The organism is Saccharothrix saharensis, assembly GCF_006716745.1.
In the GTDB taxonomy this organism is placed as follows: domain Bacteria; phylum Actinomycetota; class Actinomycetes; order Mycobacteriales; family Pseudonocardiaceae; genus Actinosynnema; species Actinosynnema saharense.
Genome location: NZ_VFPP01000001.1, coordinates 7,967,045 through 7,981,650 on the forward strand (window position 1 = coordinate 7,967,045; position 14,606 = coordinate 7,981,650).

A 14,606-nucleotide genomic window follows, 5' to 3' on the forward strand; every position below is an offset into this window, starting at 1 on the left:
GGGGGGTCGGCCGCGGCCCGCACCTTCTTGATCGTGACGACCAGCCCACATCCCGTGGCTGGAGGGCGCCGCGACGAGGTAGTTTCGGCGTCGTCCGCGCACCAGCCACGGGGAGCACATGCGATTCCTGTTCCGCCCACCCGCCAGCGAGGCCGGTGGACTGCTCACCCTGCCGTGGTCCCGGCCGTTGGAGGAGTGGGACGAGAAGCTCCTGCTGACCGTGCCGCAGCGGGGCATCTCGCGGCACGTCGTGCGGTTCGTGGCCAGCGAGGGCCGCGTGTACGCGCTCAAGGAGATCGCCGAGTCGCTGGCCCGGCACGAGTACGCGGTGCTGGGCGAGCTGGAGCGCGAGGGCATGCCGTCGGTGTCGGTGCTCGGGCTGTGCGTCGACCGGCCGGACGACCAGCAGGCCATCCTGGTGACCCGCTACCTCGAGCACTCGATGTCCTACCGCTACCTGTTCTCCAGCCCGCGCGGCGAGCACTCCGCGGACCGCCTGGTGGACACCCTCGTCGAACTGCTCGTGCGGCTGCACCTGTCCGGCACGTTCTGGGGCGACTGCTCGCTGTCGAACACGCTGTTCCGGCTCGACGCGGGCAACCTGGCCGCGTACCTGGTCGACGCGGAGACCGTCGAACGCCACCCGCAGCTGTCCGCCGGTCAGCGCACCTACGACGTCGACCTGGCGCGGGAGCGCATCGGCGGCGAGCTGATGGACCTGGAGGCGGGCGGCCTGCTGCCGCCCGACATCGACCCGGTCGAGGTGGCCGACAGCGTGCCGCGGCGGTACGCGGCGCTGTGGGACGAGGTGACCCGCGAGGAGTTCTTCCGGCTGGACGAGCAGCGCTACCGCGTCGCCGAACGCCTGCGCCGGCTCAACGACCTCGGCTTCGACGTCGGCGAGGTCGAACTGGTCACCTCCGAGAGCGGCGCGCGGCTGCGGGTCGACATCCGGGTGGCCGAGATCGGCCAGAGCCGGCGCGAGCTGTTCAAGCTCACCGGCCTGGAGGTGCAGGAGGGACAGGCCCGGCGGCTGCTCAACGACCTGCGCTCGTTCCGCGCCTACCTGGAGCAGCGCGACGGCGCCCCCGTTCCCGAGACGACCGCCGGTCACCTGTGGCGCAACGAGGTCTACGACCCGGTCGTCGCCGCCGTGCCGCCGGACCTGCTGGGCGTGCTGGCGCCGGCGGAGCTGTTCCACGAGGTCCTGGTGCACCGGTGGTTCCTGTCCGAGAACGCGGGCCGCGACGTCGGCACCACCGCGGCGTTGCGCTCCTACCTCGCCACCGTGCTGCCGGACCGGGCGGCGTCGGAGCGGGAGGCGGAACTCCCGGACGAGGACGACTTCGTCTGACGTCGTGGCCGGACGCCGTTCGGTGCCGTCCGGGCCGGCCGCCTAGATTGACCGCCATGATCTTCGGGATCGCGGCGCTGGTGACCGCGTTGTTCCTCGTGGTCGGGGTGGTCCGCGACCGGCGGCGGCTCGGCAACGCCGTGTGGCTTGGCGTGACGCTGGTGTTCGTGGTGCTGTGGCTGGCGTTCCGGGCCTCGGTGCGGGGTGGGTGGTCGGCCGCGGTCTTCGGGTACGCGGTCGTGGTCGTGCTGCTCGGGCTGGGGTTCGTGCTGCCGGTCGCGTTGATCGCCAACGGCGTGCTGATGCTGCGCCGCGAGGGCTTCCGCCTGGCGAACCTGCTCTCGCTGCTCGCCGGCCTCGCGATCTTCGGGGTCGTGGCGGCCTTCGGGTTCGCCACCGCCCGCACCGGGCCGGCGGTGGACGCGGTGATCGGGTCGCTGCTGATCGTCGCGGCCTACGTCGCGTTCCTGTTCGTCAGCCTGCTGCTCTACTCGATCGTGTACGGCAGCATCGGTCGCCGCACCGGGTTCGACGCGGTGGTGGTGCTCGGCGCGGGCCTGATCGGCGACCGCGTGCCGCCGCTGCTGGCGTCCCGCCTGGACCGCGGGCTGCACCTGTACCGGCGTGAGGTCGCCGCGGGCCGCACGCCGCTGCTCGTCGTCTCGGGCGGTCAAGGGTCGGACGAAGCGGTGTCCGAGGCGGTGGCGATGCGGGACTACCTGCTGCGCCGCGACGTGCCGGACGAGGCGATCGTCCTGGAGGACCGCGCCAGGACGACCGCGCAGAACCTGGAGTACAGCGCGCGGCTGCTGACCGACCGCGGCTGGACCGGCCGCGCGGTCGCGGTGACCAACAACTTCCACGTCTTCCGCGCCGCCGTGCTGGCCCGCCGGCTGCGGCTGCGCATGCAGATCATCGGCGCGCCCACGGCGTGGTACTTCCTGCCCAGCGCGTTCCTGCGCGAGTTCGCCGCGCTGCTCGCCCAGAACCCCGTGGTGCACACCGTCACGTGCGGCCTGCTGGTCGGCCTGCACCTGCTGCTGACCCTCACGCCCTGACGGTGAGCCCGGCGGTGTGGCCGGTGGCGACGTCGCCGGTGACGTCGGCCGGTTGCTCGTCGTGGCCGTCGCGGACACGGTGTCGTCCTCCAGCGAGGTCCGGGCCGTGTCGCGCACGCTCCGGACGTACCCAGCGGTGCCGTAGACGGTCCTGCGCACCTGTTCCGACAGGACGAGCCGGGACGTGGTGATCCTCGTGCCGGCCCGGGTGCGCGGCGGGGACGACGCCGGTGGTTCTCGCCCGTCACGCCCTCCGAGCACAGCGAGCACTTGCCGCGCATGGCGCAGTGCGACGGGTACACCGCCGCGCCCGCGTACGGCGCGAGGGCCCGCCGGCGGGTCAGCGTGGCCGGGTCGAAGGCGAGTCCCCGGGCGTGGATGGGCGTCATGCCGTCCACGACGACCGCGGTTCCTGCGCGTCGCCTGGGCGGTCGTCAGCGGAGGTGGTCGGCGAACCAGGACACGATCAGGCCGATCGTGTCGGCGAGCCCCGCCCGGGTCCACTCGTGCCCGACACCGGGGTGCAGGACGAGCCGAGCCGGTTTGCCCAGGTCGCGCAGTCTTCGGTACATCCGCTCGGACTCCGCCGGGTCCACCCTGGTGTCGTTCTCGCCGTGCAGGATCAGCACCGGCGCGGTGAGCCGGTGCGCGTTGCCGAGCGGGCTGCGCTCGGTGAGGACGGCCACGTCGTCCGGGTCGTCCGGGTCGCCGATCCAGTCGACGGCCCGCTTGCGCCAGGTCGGCGGGAACGTCCGGATGTCGCTGAGCAGGTCCGAGGGGCCGCACTCGCTCACCCCGGCCCGCCACCGGTGCGGCAGCCGGGTCAGGCACGTCAACGCGGCGAACCCGCCGTACGACGCGCCGTGCACGCCCAGCCGGGACGGGTCGGCCCACGGCACGTCGTCGAGCAGCCGGGCGGACGCCTCCAGGTCGGCCAGGTCACCGCCGCCCCAGTCGCGGTAGATCAGCCGCTGGTAGCGCAGACCGTAGCCGGACGAACCGCGGACGTTCGGCGCGAGCACACCGATCCCGTGGGCGAGCAGGGTCTGCACCAACGGGTCGAACAGCGGCTTCGCCTGGAACTCCGGTCCACCGTGGACGGTCACGACCACCGGCGCCCTCCGGTCCGCGCTCGCCGACGGCGGCCGGTACAGCAGGCACGGCACGGTCCCGCCGTCGGCGCCGGTCGCGTGGACGACGGTCGGCGGCACGATCGGGCCCGGCAGCCGCGCACCGCAGTCGGTGAGCCGCGTGGCCACGTCACGGTCCAGGTCCACCAGGTACAGGTCGGTCGCCGCGTCCGGCCGGCCGTGCTGCACCAGCAGGTCGCCCGCCGCGGTGAACCGAAGGGCGTAGCCGTCGAGGCCGAACTCGGTGACCGCGACGCCGCGGGGCAGCGCGGTGACGTCCCGCGGCGGGCCGCCGTCCACGTCCCTCCACCGCAGCCGGGTGTAGCCGCCTTCGTTGACGCCCCACGCGAGCCGCGTGCCGTCCGGGCTCAGCGCCGCGCCCTCCACGTCGGCCTCCGGGGTGTCGACCCACGTCAGCACGCCGTCCAGGGACAACGCGGCGAGGCCCAGGAAGTCGCGACCGCTGGTCGTGCACAGGTACACGCCGGACGAGTCGGGCAGCCACGCGACCGGGTGGTGCTTCGCCGGGCCGTCGTGCGGGGTGAGCAGCCGCACGTCGCCGGTGGCGAGGTCGCACGTGAACAGGTCCTGCTCGGTGTTCTGGTGCAGCCGCAGCACGAGCAGCAGCCGTGCGTCGGGGGAGAAGGCGATGGGCAGGTAGCGGTCGTCGCCGCGCAGCACGATCCGCTCGTCACCGGTGCGCAGGTCGCGCACCCGCACGTCGAACACCTCGCGGTCACGGGCGTTGCTCGCGTAGGCCAGCAGTGTGGAGTCCGGGCTGTACGGCCGGCCGTCGCTGCCGTAGGGCGTGCCGATCTCGCACCGCACGCCCTCCTCGGCGACCAGCCACCGCACGTCCCCGGTGTCGGGGTCGACCTCGGCCAGCCGGTGGTCCTCGCCGCCGTCGGGGTCGGTGAGCACGAGCAGGCGCCCGCCGTCCGGCCGCCACACGCACCGGCCGACCGAACCCGGCACCTCCACGTGGCGCGGGGTCCCGCCGGGTGTCAGCACCCACGGCTGCCAGCGGCCGGAGGCGTCGCCGAGGTACACCAGGCCCGTGCCGTCGGGGCTCGGTTCCGCCCCGGCCACCCACTCGAAGTCGGTCCAGTCCACCCGCTCGCCCCCTGAGTGATTTCATTAAGTGCAATCAGTTGCAGTCAACCAAATCACCCGGGGCGCGGCAAGGCCGGGTGGGCTAGCCTCTCCCGCGTGCCGGCCCCACCCGATCACCCCGCCCGTGACGCGACGGTCGAGGAGCTGAAGGCGCTCGCGCACCCGTTGCGCTGGCGCATCCTGCGGTTGTGCTGGGACCGGGCGTTGACGAACAAGGAGCTGTCGGACCGGCTCGGCGTCGCGCCCGCGACCGTGCTGCGGCACGTGCGGGCGTTGGTGCGCCACGGGTTCCTGGCCGCCGACCCGGTGCGCAGCGGCACGCGCGGCGCGTTGGAGCGGCCGTACCGGGCGACCGGCCGGACGTGGCGGCTCGGCCTGGTCGACGTCGAGGGCGAGGGCCTGGCGCACCGGGTGGACCTGGCGGTGCTCGCCGCGCACCGGGCCGAGGTGCTGGAGGCGGGTCCGGACGCCGGTCGGGAGAGCGCCCGGGGCGTGCTGCGGCTCGGTGCGGCGTCGCAGGCGGAGCTGAACGCCCGGGTGCAGGCGGTGATCGGCGAGTTCCTCGAGCGGGACGAGCCGGACGGCGAGCCGTTGAGCTACCTGTGGTCGCTGGTCGCCCGCCCGTCCTCCGCCGACCGGCCCGAAGGTACGTGAATTTGCTGCTTATCGCCCATCTAGAGGGTGATTTTCCGACCCGGCTCGCGATACTGGTGGTCTTGCACCTCTTCCCTGCGGAGGCGTCATGACCGTTCGAACCCGAGCCGCGGCCACCCTCGCCGCGGTGTTGTCCACCGCGATCGTCGCCGCGCCGGCCGCCGCCGCACCCGGTGATCTCACCTCGGCGGTGGTGGCCGAGGTCCACCAGCGCGCGACCGGGGTGGTCGCCGCGGACCGCGCCACCGTGGTGACACCCGCGCGGCGGCACGGCGATTGGGCGTTCGGCACCGCGGTGCTGACGACCCGGCCCGGGTCGCCGCACCTCCCCGACGGCTGGCTGTTCGTCGCCCACCACGCCGACGGCGGGTGGAGCGTGGCGCTGGAGGGCGAACCCCGGTTCGCCGAACTGGCCGGCCGCGCCCCGGTCGTCGGCGAGGGGGAACGCGCCCTGCTCGTCCGGCAGGACGGCGGCCGGGTGTCGACCACCGCCGGTGGCGACCTGCGCACCGGCATGGCCCTGCCGTTCGCCGTCGGGCAGACGTGGGGGATGGCGGGCGGACCGCACGGGTGGTCCGGTGCCGCCGCGCCGTGGAGCTCGCTCGACCTCGCGGGCGGCGACCAGCGCGTGCTCGCCGCCCGCGCCGGCACCGCGTACACGATGTGCACCGGCTGGATCCGCGTCATCCACGACCGCGGCTACGCCACCGACTACTACCACCTGTGGAACAACATCAACGTCAACGGGGCCGCGGTCAGCCAGGGCACGTTCCTCGGCAACACCGGCACGGACGTCACGTGCGGCGGGTCGGCGTCCGGCCGGCACGTCCACTTCGGGCTGCGGCAGAACAACGCCTACGTCGGCATCGCCGAGCACAACGTCGGCAAGTGGGTGCCGCAGAACGGCGCGTCGGCCTACCAGGGATCGGCGCTGCACGGCAGCACCCGCGTGCACGCCGGCGGTTCCGTCCACAACTACGGCGCGCTCGGCTTCACCCAGGGCGTGATCGACGCCAACGGCGGCGGCACGGTCAACAAGCGCACCGGCCCCGGCACGGGGTACGCCCTGGCGGGCAGCGTCGCCGACGGGGCCACGGTCACGGTGTCCTGTTCCGCCAACGGCACCTCGCACACCGGCCGGTGGGGCGCGACGAACCTGTGGAACCGGCTGTCGGACGGCACGTGGGTGACCGACGCGTTCATGTGGACCGGCCTCAGCGGCCCGGTGAACGGCTACTGCTGACGCGCCGGCGGGCCCGCGCTCCCGCCGCCGGGACGTGCGGGCCCGACCGCGGCCGATCCCGTCCCACCCGCTCGCGCGGTGGGCAGGGTCGCGTAGCCCACCGCGGTTTCCAGCCGCTCCCACCGGGTGACGAGGTCCGACATCATCAGCATCATCACCTCCGGGTAGGCGTAGAGGAAGCTCTGGTACCGGTAGTGGTCCAGGTAGTACACGACCACCTCGTCGCTGAGGGCGGTGACGGACGTGGTGCGGGCGTGGAAGAACAGGTCGTGGTGGCCGACCAGCCCGCCGGGCCCGAGCACCGCGCGGTCGTAGATGCCGCCGAAGTCGACTTCGACCTCGCCCCGCGCCACGAGGAACACGCCGTGCGCGGCGTCGTCCTCCCGGCAGATCGCGTCGCCCGCGGTGAACGGGATCTCGTCGAACATCGACGCCAGCGTCTCCAGTTCGGCGTCGGCCAGTTCGGCGAACAGCCGCACCCCGTACGGATCGGCGCCGTCCCGCAGGCACGCCACCCGCTCGGCCAGCTCCGGCTCGGTGATGTGGGTCATCCGCATGCGCGCGAACCGCAGCACGCGGTCGGTGGTGCGCGCCCGGCGGCGTGACCTCCCGGCGCTGGGCGGGGTGTAGAGGCCGGGGTCCCCGCTGATCCGCGCGGCTTCGCGCAGACCCGATTCGTAGGCGCTGTGCACGCAGCCCCAGTGGTAGGGGTTGGTGCCCTCGCCCGCGAAGAACAGCCGGTCGGCCACCGGTTCGGCGAGGACGCCGATGTCGCGGGCCGAGGAGCCGACGCCGATGCAGGTGTACGTGCCGCGGGCGAACGGGTCGGCGGACCACGCGGTGCGGGTGACGAAATCGGGCGCGGGCGCGTCGTCGCCGAACAGGTCGGCGACGACGGTGGTCGCGTAGGCGGTGGCCTCCTCGTCGGACCAGGTCTCGGCCTCACGGCCGAGGGACGCGCCGAGCAGCATCACCAGCACCGGCTTGCCGTGCGACTTCCACATGCTGATGACGACGGTGGGGTGGCGGTCGGTGTCGCGGCACAGGTAGCCGAAGACGTACTGGTCCTTCGGCCAGAACGGCTCCCGGTAGTGCAGGGCGATCTTGTTGAGGGTGCCGAAGCCCAACCGCGCGATCGCCGACCGCTTGGCCTCGGGCAACGCCGGCTCGAACTCCACCGCGCCCGCCTTGAGCACGCCGAGCGGCACGGTCACCAGCACCTTGTCCGCCTCGAACCCGCCCCGGTCGGTGGTGACCCGGATCGGCGAGGCCCGGGTGTCGACCCGCGTGACGACGTGCCGCAGCCGGACGTCGAGCCCGTCGGCGAGGGCGTCGGCGACCGCCTGGTAGCCCTCGTGCAGGACGCTGTCGCCGTAGCCGTAGACCAGGTAGCCGTCCTCCCAGGACTGCAGCGACAGCTTGTCGACGTCCTCGGCGACGTCCTCGCGCAGGATCACGTTGAGGTGGTAGCGGACCGCCTGCTCGTCCTCGGGCGGCAGTCGGCGCTCGGCGAGGACCTCGCGGATGGCGTCGCCGAGCGGCAGGTCCGGGAGCCGTCCCCGGCGCGCGGCCTCGGCCCGGTGCTCGACCTCGTGCAGCACGTCGTCGGCGAGGTGCAGGGTGTGGCTCTTGCGGCGGTGGCCGGCGGGCCGGTGGTCGGCGCCGAACAGGTCCAGGCTGTCGAAGCCGCCGGTGTACGCGCTGTCGCCGCCCACGTAGCTGTACGGGATGCCGAGGTCCTCGACCAGCTCGGTGATCGGGTTGCCGTCCGTGCCGTGGATCCAGTGCGCGCCCAGGTCGACCCCGTGCTCGTCGGTCCGGATCCGCCCGCCGACGCGGTCGCGCGCCTCCAGGACGGTGACGGCGTGACCTCGCTCGCGCAGCGCCCGGGCCGCCGCCAGCCCGGCGATCCCGGCGCCGACGACGAGGACGCCGGGTAACCCGTTCGAGCCGGATGGTCCGGGCATGGCTCGATTGTGCTGTCGTCCCGGTAGGCCGGATAGTCCCGGATCGTGTGGTGTGACCGCCCGTCCGGATGACGTCGAGAACTCTCCGCTGGTATCGCTCAGGTCGCGGCGCAGTGCTCGCGGGTCGGGGGCGGTGGTGCGCCAGGCGGGTGGGCCTGCCAGAGCAGCACGCCCGACAGGACCGGCGCCGGGCGCGCGGACAGCGACGCGCCCGCCGGGACTCCCGCGACCGGGTCGAGCAGCCCGGTCAGCCCGGCGCCCGCGTCGGGGTGGCGCGGGCCGGTGATTCGGGCGACGAACGCGAGCGCGGTCGCCACCACCGACGACGTGCTCGCCGGGCCGCGCCGGAGAGCGGGGGAGCACACCGCGGTGACCGCCACCTGGCCGGCCCGGTTCGACCGCCGGGCGGAGGAGTCGTTTGCCCCCGCGCACGCCGGGTAGTCGATGCCCAACCGAAGAGGGTTCTCCCGAGGCGACTGGAGTCGACATGTCCAGACCCGACACAGCGACGGCACGCACCCCGGTCCAACTGGCCGCGACGGTCGTGGGGGCGGTGTTCCTGTTGGTCGGCATCGCCGGGTTCATCCCCGGGATCACCACCGACTACGACACGCTGCAGTTCGCGGGGCACGAGTCCCAGGCCAAGCTGCTCGGCGTGTTCGCCGTGTCCATCCTGCACAACATCGTGCACCTGGCCTTCGGCGTGGCCGGCCTGGTGATGGCGAAGACCGCGCGCAACGCGTTCCTGTACCTCGTCGCGGGCGGCGTCGTCTACCTGGTCCTGTGGCTGTACGGCTTGATCATCGACCACGACAGCGCGGCGAACTTCGTGCCGGTGAACACCGCCGACAACTGGCTGCACCTGCTGCTGGGCCTCGGCATGATCGCGCTCGGCTTCGCGCTGGGCCGCACCGCGCGGCGGGCGAGGTGACCTGAGCGCGGTGGACCACCGTTTCGAGGACACGCCGACGAGCGGCCTGCACCGGTACGTGCGGGCCGTGGCGGTGGAACTGGGGTCGGCGAGCCGGTGGCACGCCGACCCCGGCCCGCCGGCGACGGCGTACGTGCCGGTGACCGGCGCCCTGCCCACGTTCCCGGGCCGGGAGGTCGTGCTGCTGTGGGACGAGGAGTACGGCTGGGCCGCCGCCGTGCGCCCCGCGCCCGGCGAGCCGCCGGTGGTGATCACCTACCGGGGCGGCGACGTGCTGCCACCGGCCCTCGACGTGGCCGCCTACGTGGCGGCGCTCCGGCACGGCACCCACCCGGGCGACCCGCGCCCGATCCGCCTGCGCGCCTACGGCACCCCGGACGATCTGACCGACCGCCTGCGCACCTACCGGACGACCTGACCGGCCGCCCGCGCGCCTGCCGGACGACCTGTCCAGCGGCTCGCCGCGCGCCCACAGGACAGCCGACCGACCGTCTCCGCGCCTGCCGGATGACCGGAATGCCCTCGCACGCCGCCCGGTCCCGTCACGCGAACCCGCCCTCGCGCGCCGACAGTGCCGCCACCGGCCCCGACCGACCCCGCACACCCCGGTGTGCGGGGTCGGTCGGGGCCGTCACACCTCGTGCGCCGAGGCCTCCACCGCCTGCGGCAGACCGGCCGCCTGCTGGTACACCCGGACCGTCTCGGTCGCGATGCGGGCCGTGCTGTACCTCGCCTCGACGCGGTCCGCGGCGGCGATGCCGTAAGCGTCACGGCGGGCCTCGTCGGCCAGCAGGGGGCGCAGCACGCGGGCCAGGGTGCGCGGGTCGTCCGGCGGCACCAGCAGGCCCGTGACGCCGTCCACGACCGTGTCCGTCGCGCCGCCGACGGTCGCGGCCACCACCGGCACGCCGCACGCCATCGCCTCCAACGGCGTGACGGCACCGTCCGCCCCGGCGCAGACCACCACGTCGGACGACCTCAGCAGCGCCGGCATCGCCACCCGCGGCACGCGGCCGACCAGGCGGACCCGGTCGCCGACGCCGCAGGCCCGCGCGTGCTCGCGCAGCCCGCGCACGTCCTCCGCCCGACCGCCCACGACCACCAGCTCCGTGTCCCACACCGACCGCAGAGCCGTGATCACGTCGTCCGCGCCGGCCGAGGGGGAGACCAGGCGGTGCGGCAGCGTGCGGTTGAGGGTGGGGCCGTCCGGCTTGAACCGCCGCACGTCCACGCCCGGCGGCACGACCGCGACCCGCGTCCGCGCCACGCCCAGCCCGACCAGCTGCGCCCTCTCGTCCGTCGACTGCGCCACGACCCGGCTCGCCTCCCGCCCGATCAGCCGCTCGGTGGACAGCCGCGCCTCCGGCACGCCTTCGTCGCCCGCCTGCTGAGCCACCGCGCCCAACGAGTGGAACGTCTGCACCACCGGCAGGTCCAGCCCGTTGGCGGCCAGCACCGATGCCACCCCCGACGTCCAGTAGTGGGCGTGCACGACGTCCGGCCGGTCGGCCCGCCACTGCGCGCGCAGGAACCGGGTGAACTCGTCCAGGTGCGGCAGCAGGTCGTCCGGGTGGACCGGGCTCGGCGGCCCCGCCGGGACGTGCACCACGTCGTAACCGTGCCGGGAGCGCACCACCGCGGGCGCGCGGGGGGAGTCGCGCCTGGTGTGCACCACCACGTCGTGACCCGCGGTGACGAGGGCCGCCGCCAGGTCGGCGACGTGGACGTCCTGGCCGCCCTCCTCGGCATCGCCGAGCACGGGCAGCGGGCTCGCGTGCGCCGAGACGACCGAGATCCTCATGGGTGTTCCTCCAGCCCGCGAAAGGCTCGCGCCAGTCCGAGGCTGTCGTCTCAACCCGCGTCGAACGCTACAAGCAACCCGGGGGCCCTGCCACTCGGAGCGACCACGCCCCGGGTGGTTGACGGCGCCGCTGCCGGGTATGGCACAGGGCGACCGACCCACGACCGAGGAGGGACCATGGCCACCGGGGAGACCGGCTTCGACGACGTCAGCTACGACCTGATCTCCGTGCAGTACCACGCGCTCAAGGCGGGCCACGACTACGGCCAGTACGTCCGGGACGCGGAGAACGCGGGCAAGCAGGAGATCGCCGCCTTCTTCCGCCGCGTGATGGAGGAGGACTCCGCCCGCGCCAAGCAGTGCCACGAATTCCTGAAGGAGCTGTCCGGCAGCAGCGACTCCGGACCGGCCCTGACCTGAGCGCGCGAGCGGTGGGTCGCGCACCATGCGGGTAGTCGTGCTGTCCGACACCCACGCGCCGCGGCGGTGGAAGTCGTGTCCTCCCGCCGTGGCGGAACACCTGCGCCACGCGGACGTCATCCTGCACGCGGGTGACGTCTGCGTGGCGTCCGTGCTGGACGAACTGGTGCAGTACGCGCCGGTGACCGCCGTGCGCGGCAACAACGACGGGCCGGACGTGGTCGCGTGGGGCGCGCCCGACACCGTCGAGCTCGACCTCGCCGGGCTGCGCGTGGCGATGATCCACGACAGCGGCCAGGCGACCGGCCGCACCGCGCGGATGCGCCGCCGGTTCCCCGGGGCGGACCTGGTGGTGTTCGGCCATTCCCACATCCCCATGGACGTCACCGGCGACGGCGTGCGCGTGTTCAACCCGGGCTCGCCCACCGACCGCCGCCGCCAACCGCGGGGCACCGTCGGCCTGCTCGACGTCGAGGACGGGGAGCTGCGGTCCGCGCGGATCGTGCCGGTGACGTGAACAAGCGCACCTCCTTTGCGGCACCTTCGGGGTGACCGTGGGGGGGTGGCTGTGCCGGAAGTCCGCTTGCCGGGGAAAGCGGCCGTGTCGCACGCGGGTCGCGAGGTCGGGCTCGGGCCGGACCGGCAGCGGTGCGTGCCGGCGGCGCTCGCGGTGGACGCGGGCCGGGTGGTCGGTGGACCGGCTGGTCGGGCGCGTCCGGGGCGGGACGCCGCCCGCGCGGGCCAGGGCGACGCCGCTCGGCTACCTGTCCCGGCTGCCGGCCGCCCGCCTGCTCGACCCCCGACGCCGACCGCTCGGGCTCCCACCGCCGGCGCGCGGCCGCTCCCGCTGCCCGACGTGGCGGCGGCGCCGGCCCGGCTCGACACCGAGCACGCCGGCCTGCCGGCCGCCCGGCGGACGGCCGCCGGGCGCCACCGGCACCACACCGTGTGGCAGGTGGCGTGGGCGCTGATCACGTTCCAGGCCCGGCGGGCGCACCCTCGCGACCGGCTCGTCGTGCGGCGGGCCGCGCTCGACGCCGCCGCCACCTGCCCGACCCGGCCGCCCGCGTCCGCGCGCACCGGTTCCCCGGCGTCGCCCGCACCGACCCGGGCCGTCACGACGAGGCCGCCGAGCACCTGCACCGGGCCCTCGCCCCGGCCGAGCACCACCGCGACCCGGCCGAGCAGGCCCTCACGCACCAGACCCCGGCGCGTGCCTGCGAACGCCGGGGCGACGACCGCCGGGCGCTGCTGCACGCGACCCGCGCGCTGGGCTTCTTCCGCGGTCTCGACCAGCCGGTCCGGGTGGCGTCCGCGCTCAACGACGTCGGCTGGTGCGCGGCCCGCCTCGGCGAGCACGACACGGCCCGGGCGCACTGCCGGGACGCGCCGGCCCCGCACCGCAGGCACGACGACCCGCGCGGCGTGGCGGACACCCCGGACAGCCCGGGCTGCATCGAGCACCGCACGGGCGACCACCGGCAGGCCGTCGGGCACCACCGGCAGGCGCCGGCCCTGTTCCGCGAGCTGGGCAACACCGGCACCGCGGCGACGACCTCGGAGAAGCCCGGCCACCCGCACGCGGCGCTCGACGAGCACGACGCCGCCCGCGCGGTGTGGCGCGAAGCCCTGGACCCGTTCCACGCGCAGCGCCGCACCGACGACGCCGCCCGCGTCGAGCGCCTGCTCGAGGGCCCGCACCGGGGTGTGCCCGCGGCGCGCGGCTGACCGGGCCGGTCAGCGGGTCTTGATCAGGTACCGGCGCAGGGTGCCGTACATGCCGTCGAACACTCCGCCGTTGCGCTCGATCGTCCTCATGGAGGCCGTGTTGCCGTCCTCGCAGACCACCAGCACCTGCTCCAGGTCCCGCGCCTCGGCCACCATCCGGCCCAACGCCCACGTGGCCAGGCCGCGTCGCCGCGCGGACGGTCGGACGCCGTAGCCGATGTGGCCGAACACGCGCACGTAGTCCTCGGGACCGTGCCGCAGCGCGATCCCGCCGAGCACCTGCCCGTCCTCCACGATCCACCGGCACACCGACCCGGGCTCGGCGGTCAGCCGGGCCACCCAGGCGGCGAACCCCTCCGGCGAGTCGACCTCGTCCTCCGGCCGCAGCCCGAAACCGTCCTCGTGGACGCCCGGACCCCAGTCGGCGCGCGCGGCCAGCCACGCGGTGTGCAGGCGGGTGGTGGGTGCGATGAGCTCGGGCACGCCGACCCCCGATCAGGCCGGGGTGCGGGCGACGAGCACCCCGCCCGGCACCTCGTCGTCGGGGTCGAGCAGGACCTGCGCCGCGATCGTGAAGCCCGCGTCCCGCAGCCACCCCGCCACCCGCTCCACCGGGCGGCGGTGGACGTGCAGCGACATCGGGTGGCCGCCGTACCCCTCGGTCTTGAGGTGGTCCCGGTCGCCGACGTGGAAGCCGAGCAGGACCACGCCGCCGGGCCGCAGCACGCGCCGGAAGTGCGCGAGCACCGCCGGCACCTCGGCGTCGGGGACGTGGATGACCGAGTAGAACGCCAGCACGGCGCCCACCGAGCCGTCGGCCAGGGGCAGGTCGGTCATCGAGCCGACCTCGAACCGCGCGCCGGGGTGGTCGCGGCGGGCGATGTCCACCATCCGGGGCGACAGGTCCACGCCGAACGCGTCCAGCCCCAGCCCGCGCAGGTGGGCCGTGATGTGCCCGGGACCGCAGCCGACGTCGGCCACCGGGCCGCCGACCTCGCGGGCCGCCTCGGCGAACAGCGCCAGGACACCGCGCAGCAGCGGCAGCTTCGCCAACGATTCGCGGGTGAGGTCGGTGTAGCTCTCCGCCACCGTGTCGTAGGAGGTCCTGGTGTCGGCCAGCCAGTCGGGTGCGCTCACGACCGTGACGGTAGCGGCAGGCCGCCGAACCGCCACCCGACCCCGCCGCGCGGCCCGCGGGAGCACGCCC

Annotated in this window: 15 protein-coding genes; 9 read left to right on the top strand and 6 right to left on the bottom strand. The window is 74.6% G+C overall.

Translation table 11 applies throughout. The features are described 5' to 3' along the window. The first annotated feature begins 118 nt into the window (after positions 1-118). Both FHX81_RS36310 and FHX81_RS36315 read left to right on the top strand, forming a co-directional pair. Complete coding sequence (locus FHX81_RS36310) at positions 119-1,354, top strand: DUF4032 domain-containing protein (protein ID WP_141982999.1); 1,236 nt, start codon at positions 119-121, stop codon at positions 1,352-1,354. Between the two features lie 56 nt (positions 1,355-1,410). Next, the gene (locus tag FHX81_RS36315) at positions 1,411-2,412 is read left to right on the top strand and encodes a YdcF family protein (RefSeq protein WP_141983000.1); all 1,002 of its coding nucleotides are present in this window, start codon (positions 1,411-1,413) and stop codon (positions 2,410-2,412) included. A 434-nt stretch (positions 2,413-2,846) separates the two neighbouring features. On the opposite strand, the gene FHX81_RS36320 is transcribed toward FHX81_RS36315, so the two are convergent. Further along, positions 2,847-4,655, bottom strand: a complete 1,809-nt coding sequence (locus FHX81_RS36320; protein ID WP_141983001.1) for a S9 family peptidase — start codon at positions 4,653-4,655, stop codon at positions 2,847-2,849. 96 nt (positions 4,656-4,751) lie between these two features. Between FHX81_RS36320 and FHX81_RS36325 the strand changes: the two genes are divergently transcribed. Together FHX81_RS36325 and FHX81_RS36330 are read left to right on the top strand one after the other, a co-directional pair. Then, on the top strand, positions 4,752-5,309 hold the full coding sequence (locus FHX81_RS36325; protein WP_141983002.1) for an ArsR/SmtB family transcription factor: 558 nt from the start codon (positions 4,752-4,754) through the stop codon (positions 5,307-5,309). A gap of 88 nt (positions 5,310-5,397) precedes the next feature. Further along, positions 5,398-6,552: a M23 family metallopeptidase gene (locus FHX81_RS36330; protein ID WP_141983003.1), complete on the top strand. Its 1,155-nt coding sequence runs from the start codon at positions 5,398-5,400 to the stop codon at positions 6,550-6,552. On the opposite strand, the gene FHX81_RS42735 is transcribed toward FHX81_RS36330, so the two are convergent. After that, the gene (locus FHX81_RS42735) at positions 6,543-8,519 is read right to left on the bottom strand and encodes an FAD-dependent oxidoreductase (protein ID WP_141983004.1); all 1,977 of its coding nucleotides are present in this window, start codon (positions 8,517-8,519) and stop codon (positions 6,543-6,545) included. The genes FHX81_RS36330 and FHX81_RS42735 overlap by 10 nt on opposite strands. Before the next feature lie 98 nt (positions 8,520-8,617). Beyond that, positions 8,618-8,971 (bottom strand): hypothetical protein, encoded by a 354-nt coding sequence (locus FHX81_RS42390; protein WP_141983005.1) that lies wholly within the window; start codon positions 8,969-8,971, stop codon positions 8,618-8,620. Between the two features lie 35 nt (positions 8,972-9,006). Between FHX81_RS42390 and FHX81_RS36345 the strand changes: the two genes are divergently transcribed. Together FHX81_RS36345 and FHX81_RS36350 are read left to right on the top strand one after the other, a co-directional pair. After that, on the top strand, positions 9,007-9,450 hold the full coding sequence (locus tag FHX81_RS36345; RefSeq protein WP_141983006.1) for a DUF4383 domain-containing protein: 444 nt from the start codon (positions 9,007-9,009) through the stop codon (positions 9,448-9,450). Positions 9,451-9,460: 10 nt separating this feature from the next. After that, on the top strand, positions 9,461-9,868 hold the full coding sequence (locus FHX81_RS36350; protein WP_141983007.1) for a DUF6292 family protein: 408 nt from the start codon (positions 9,461-9,463) through the stop codon (positions 9,866-9,868). Between the two features lie 213 nt (positions 9,869-10,081). Here FHX81_RS36350 and FHX81_RS36355 read toward each other — a convergent pair whose 3' ends face one another. Continuing rightward, on the bottom strand, positions 10,082-11,251 hold the full coding sequence (locus FHX81_RS36355) for a glycosyltransferase (RefSeq protein ID WP_141983008.1): 1,170 nt from the start codon (positions 11,249-11,251) through the stop codon (positions 10,082-10,084). Positions 11,252-11,428: 177 nt separating this feature from the next. On the opposite strand from FHX81_RS36355, the gene FHX81_RS36360 reads away from it, so the two are divergent. The 3 genes from FHX81_RS36360 (at position 11,429) to FHX81_RS40960 (ending at position 13,399) form a co-directional block, all read left to right on the top strand. Beyond that, the gene (locus FHX81_RS36360) at positions 11,429-11,671 is read left to right on the top strand and encodes an acyl carrier protein (RefSeq protein ID WP_141983009.1); all 243 of its coding nucleotides are present in this window, start codon (positions 11,429-11,431) and stop codon (positions 11,669-11,671) included. Positions 11,672-11,696: 25 nt separating this feature from the next. Continuing rightward, positions 11,697-12,188 carry a metallophosphoesterase family protein gene (locus FHX81_RS36365; RefSeq protein WP_141983010.1) on the top strand — a complete coding sequence of 164 codons (492 nt, stop codon included), beginning with the start codon at positions 11,697-11,699 and terminating at the stop codon, positions 12,186-12,188. A gap of 443 nt (positions 12,189-12,631) precedes the next feature. After that, positions 12,632-13,399 carry a hypothetical protein gene (locus FHX81_RS40960; protein WP_170232298.1) on the top strand — a complete coding sequence of 256 codons (768 nt, stop codon included), beginning with the start codon at positions 12,632-12,634 and terminating at the stop codon, positions 13,397-13,399. A 9-nt stretch (positions 13,400-13,408) separates the two neighbouring features. On the opposite strand, the gene FHX81_RS36375 is transcribed toward FHX81_RS40960, so the two are convergent. Beyond that, a complete protein-coding gene (locus tag FHX81_RS36375; RefSeq protein ID WP_141983011.1) occupies positions 13,409-13,882 on the bottom strand; it encodes a GNAT family N-acetyltransferase in 474 nt (157 codons plus the stop codon). A 12-nt stretch (positions 13,883-13,894) separates the two neighbouring features. Continuing rightward, positions 13,895-14,536: a class I SAM-dependent methyltransferase gene (locus FHX81_RS36380; protein ID WP_141983012.1), complete on the bottom strand. Its 642-nt coding sequence runs from the start codon at positions 14,534-14,536 to the stop codon at positions 13,895-13,897. Positions 14,537-14,606 lie beyond the last annotated feature (70 nt).

Bases quoted from the DNA above. Each gene is read 5' to 3' on its own strand.
- FHX81_RS36365 (WP_141983010.1), top strand. From the start codon at position 11,697: ATGCGGGTAGTCGTGCTGTCCGACACCCACGCGCCGCGGCGGTGGAAG.
- FHX81_RS36330 (WP_141983003.1), top strand. From the start codon at position 5,398: ATGACCGTTCGAACCCGAGCCGCGGCCACCCTCGCCGCGGTGTTGTCC.
- FHX81_RS42735 (WP_141983004.1), bottom strand. From the start codon at position 8,519: ATGCCCGGACCATCCGGCTCGAACGGGTTACCCGGCGTCCTCGTCGTC.
- FHX81_RS36345 (WP_141983006.1), top strand. From the start codon at position 9,007: ATGTCCAGACCCGACACAGCGACGGCACGCACCCCGGTCCAACTGGCC.
- FHX81_RS36315 (WP_141983000.1), top strand. From the start codon at position 1,411: ATGATCTTCGGGATCGCGGCGCTGGTGACCGCGTTGTTCCTCGTGGTC.
- FHX81_RS36310 (WP_141982999.1), top strand. From the start codon at position 119: ATGCGATTCCTGTTCCGCCCACCCGCCAGCGAGGCCGGTGGACTGCTC.
- FHX81_RS36360 (WP_141983009.1), top strand. From the start codon at position 11,429: ATGGCCACCGGGGAGACCGGCTTCGACGACGTCAGCTACGACCTGATC.
- FHX81_RS36355 (WP_141983008.1), bottom strand. From the start codon at position 11,251: ATGAGGATCTCGGTCGTCTCGGCGCACGCGAGCCCGCTGCCCGTGCTC.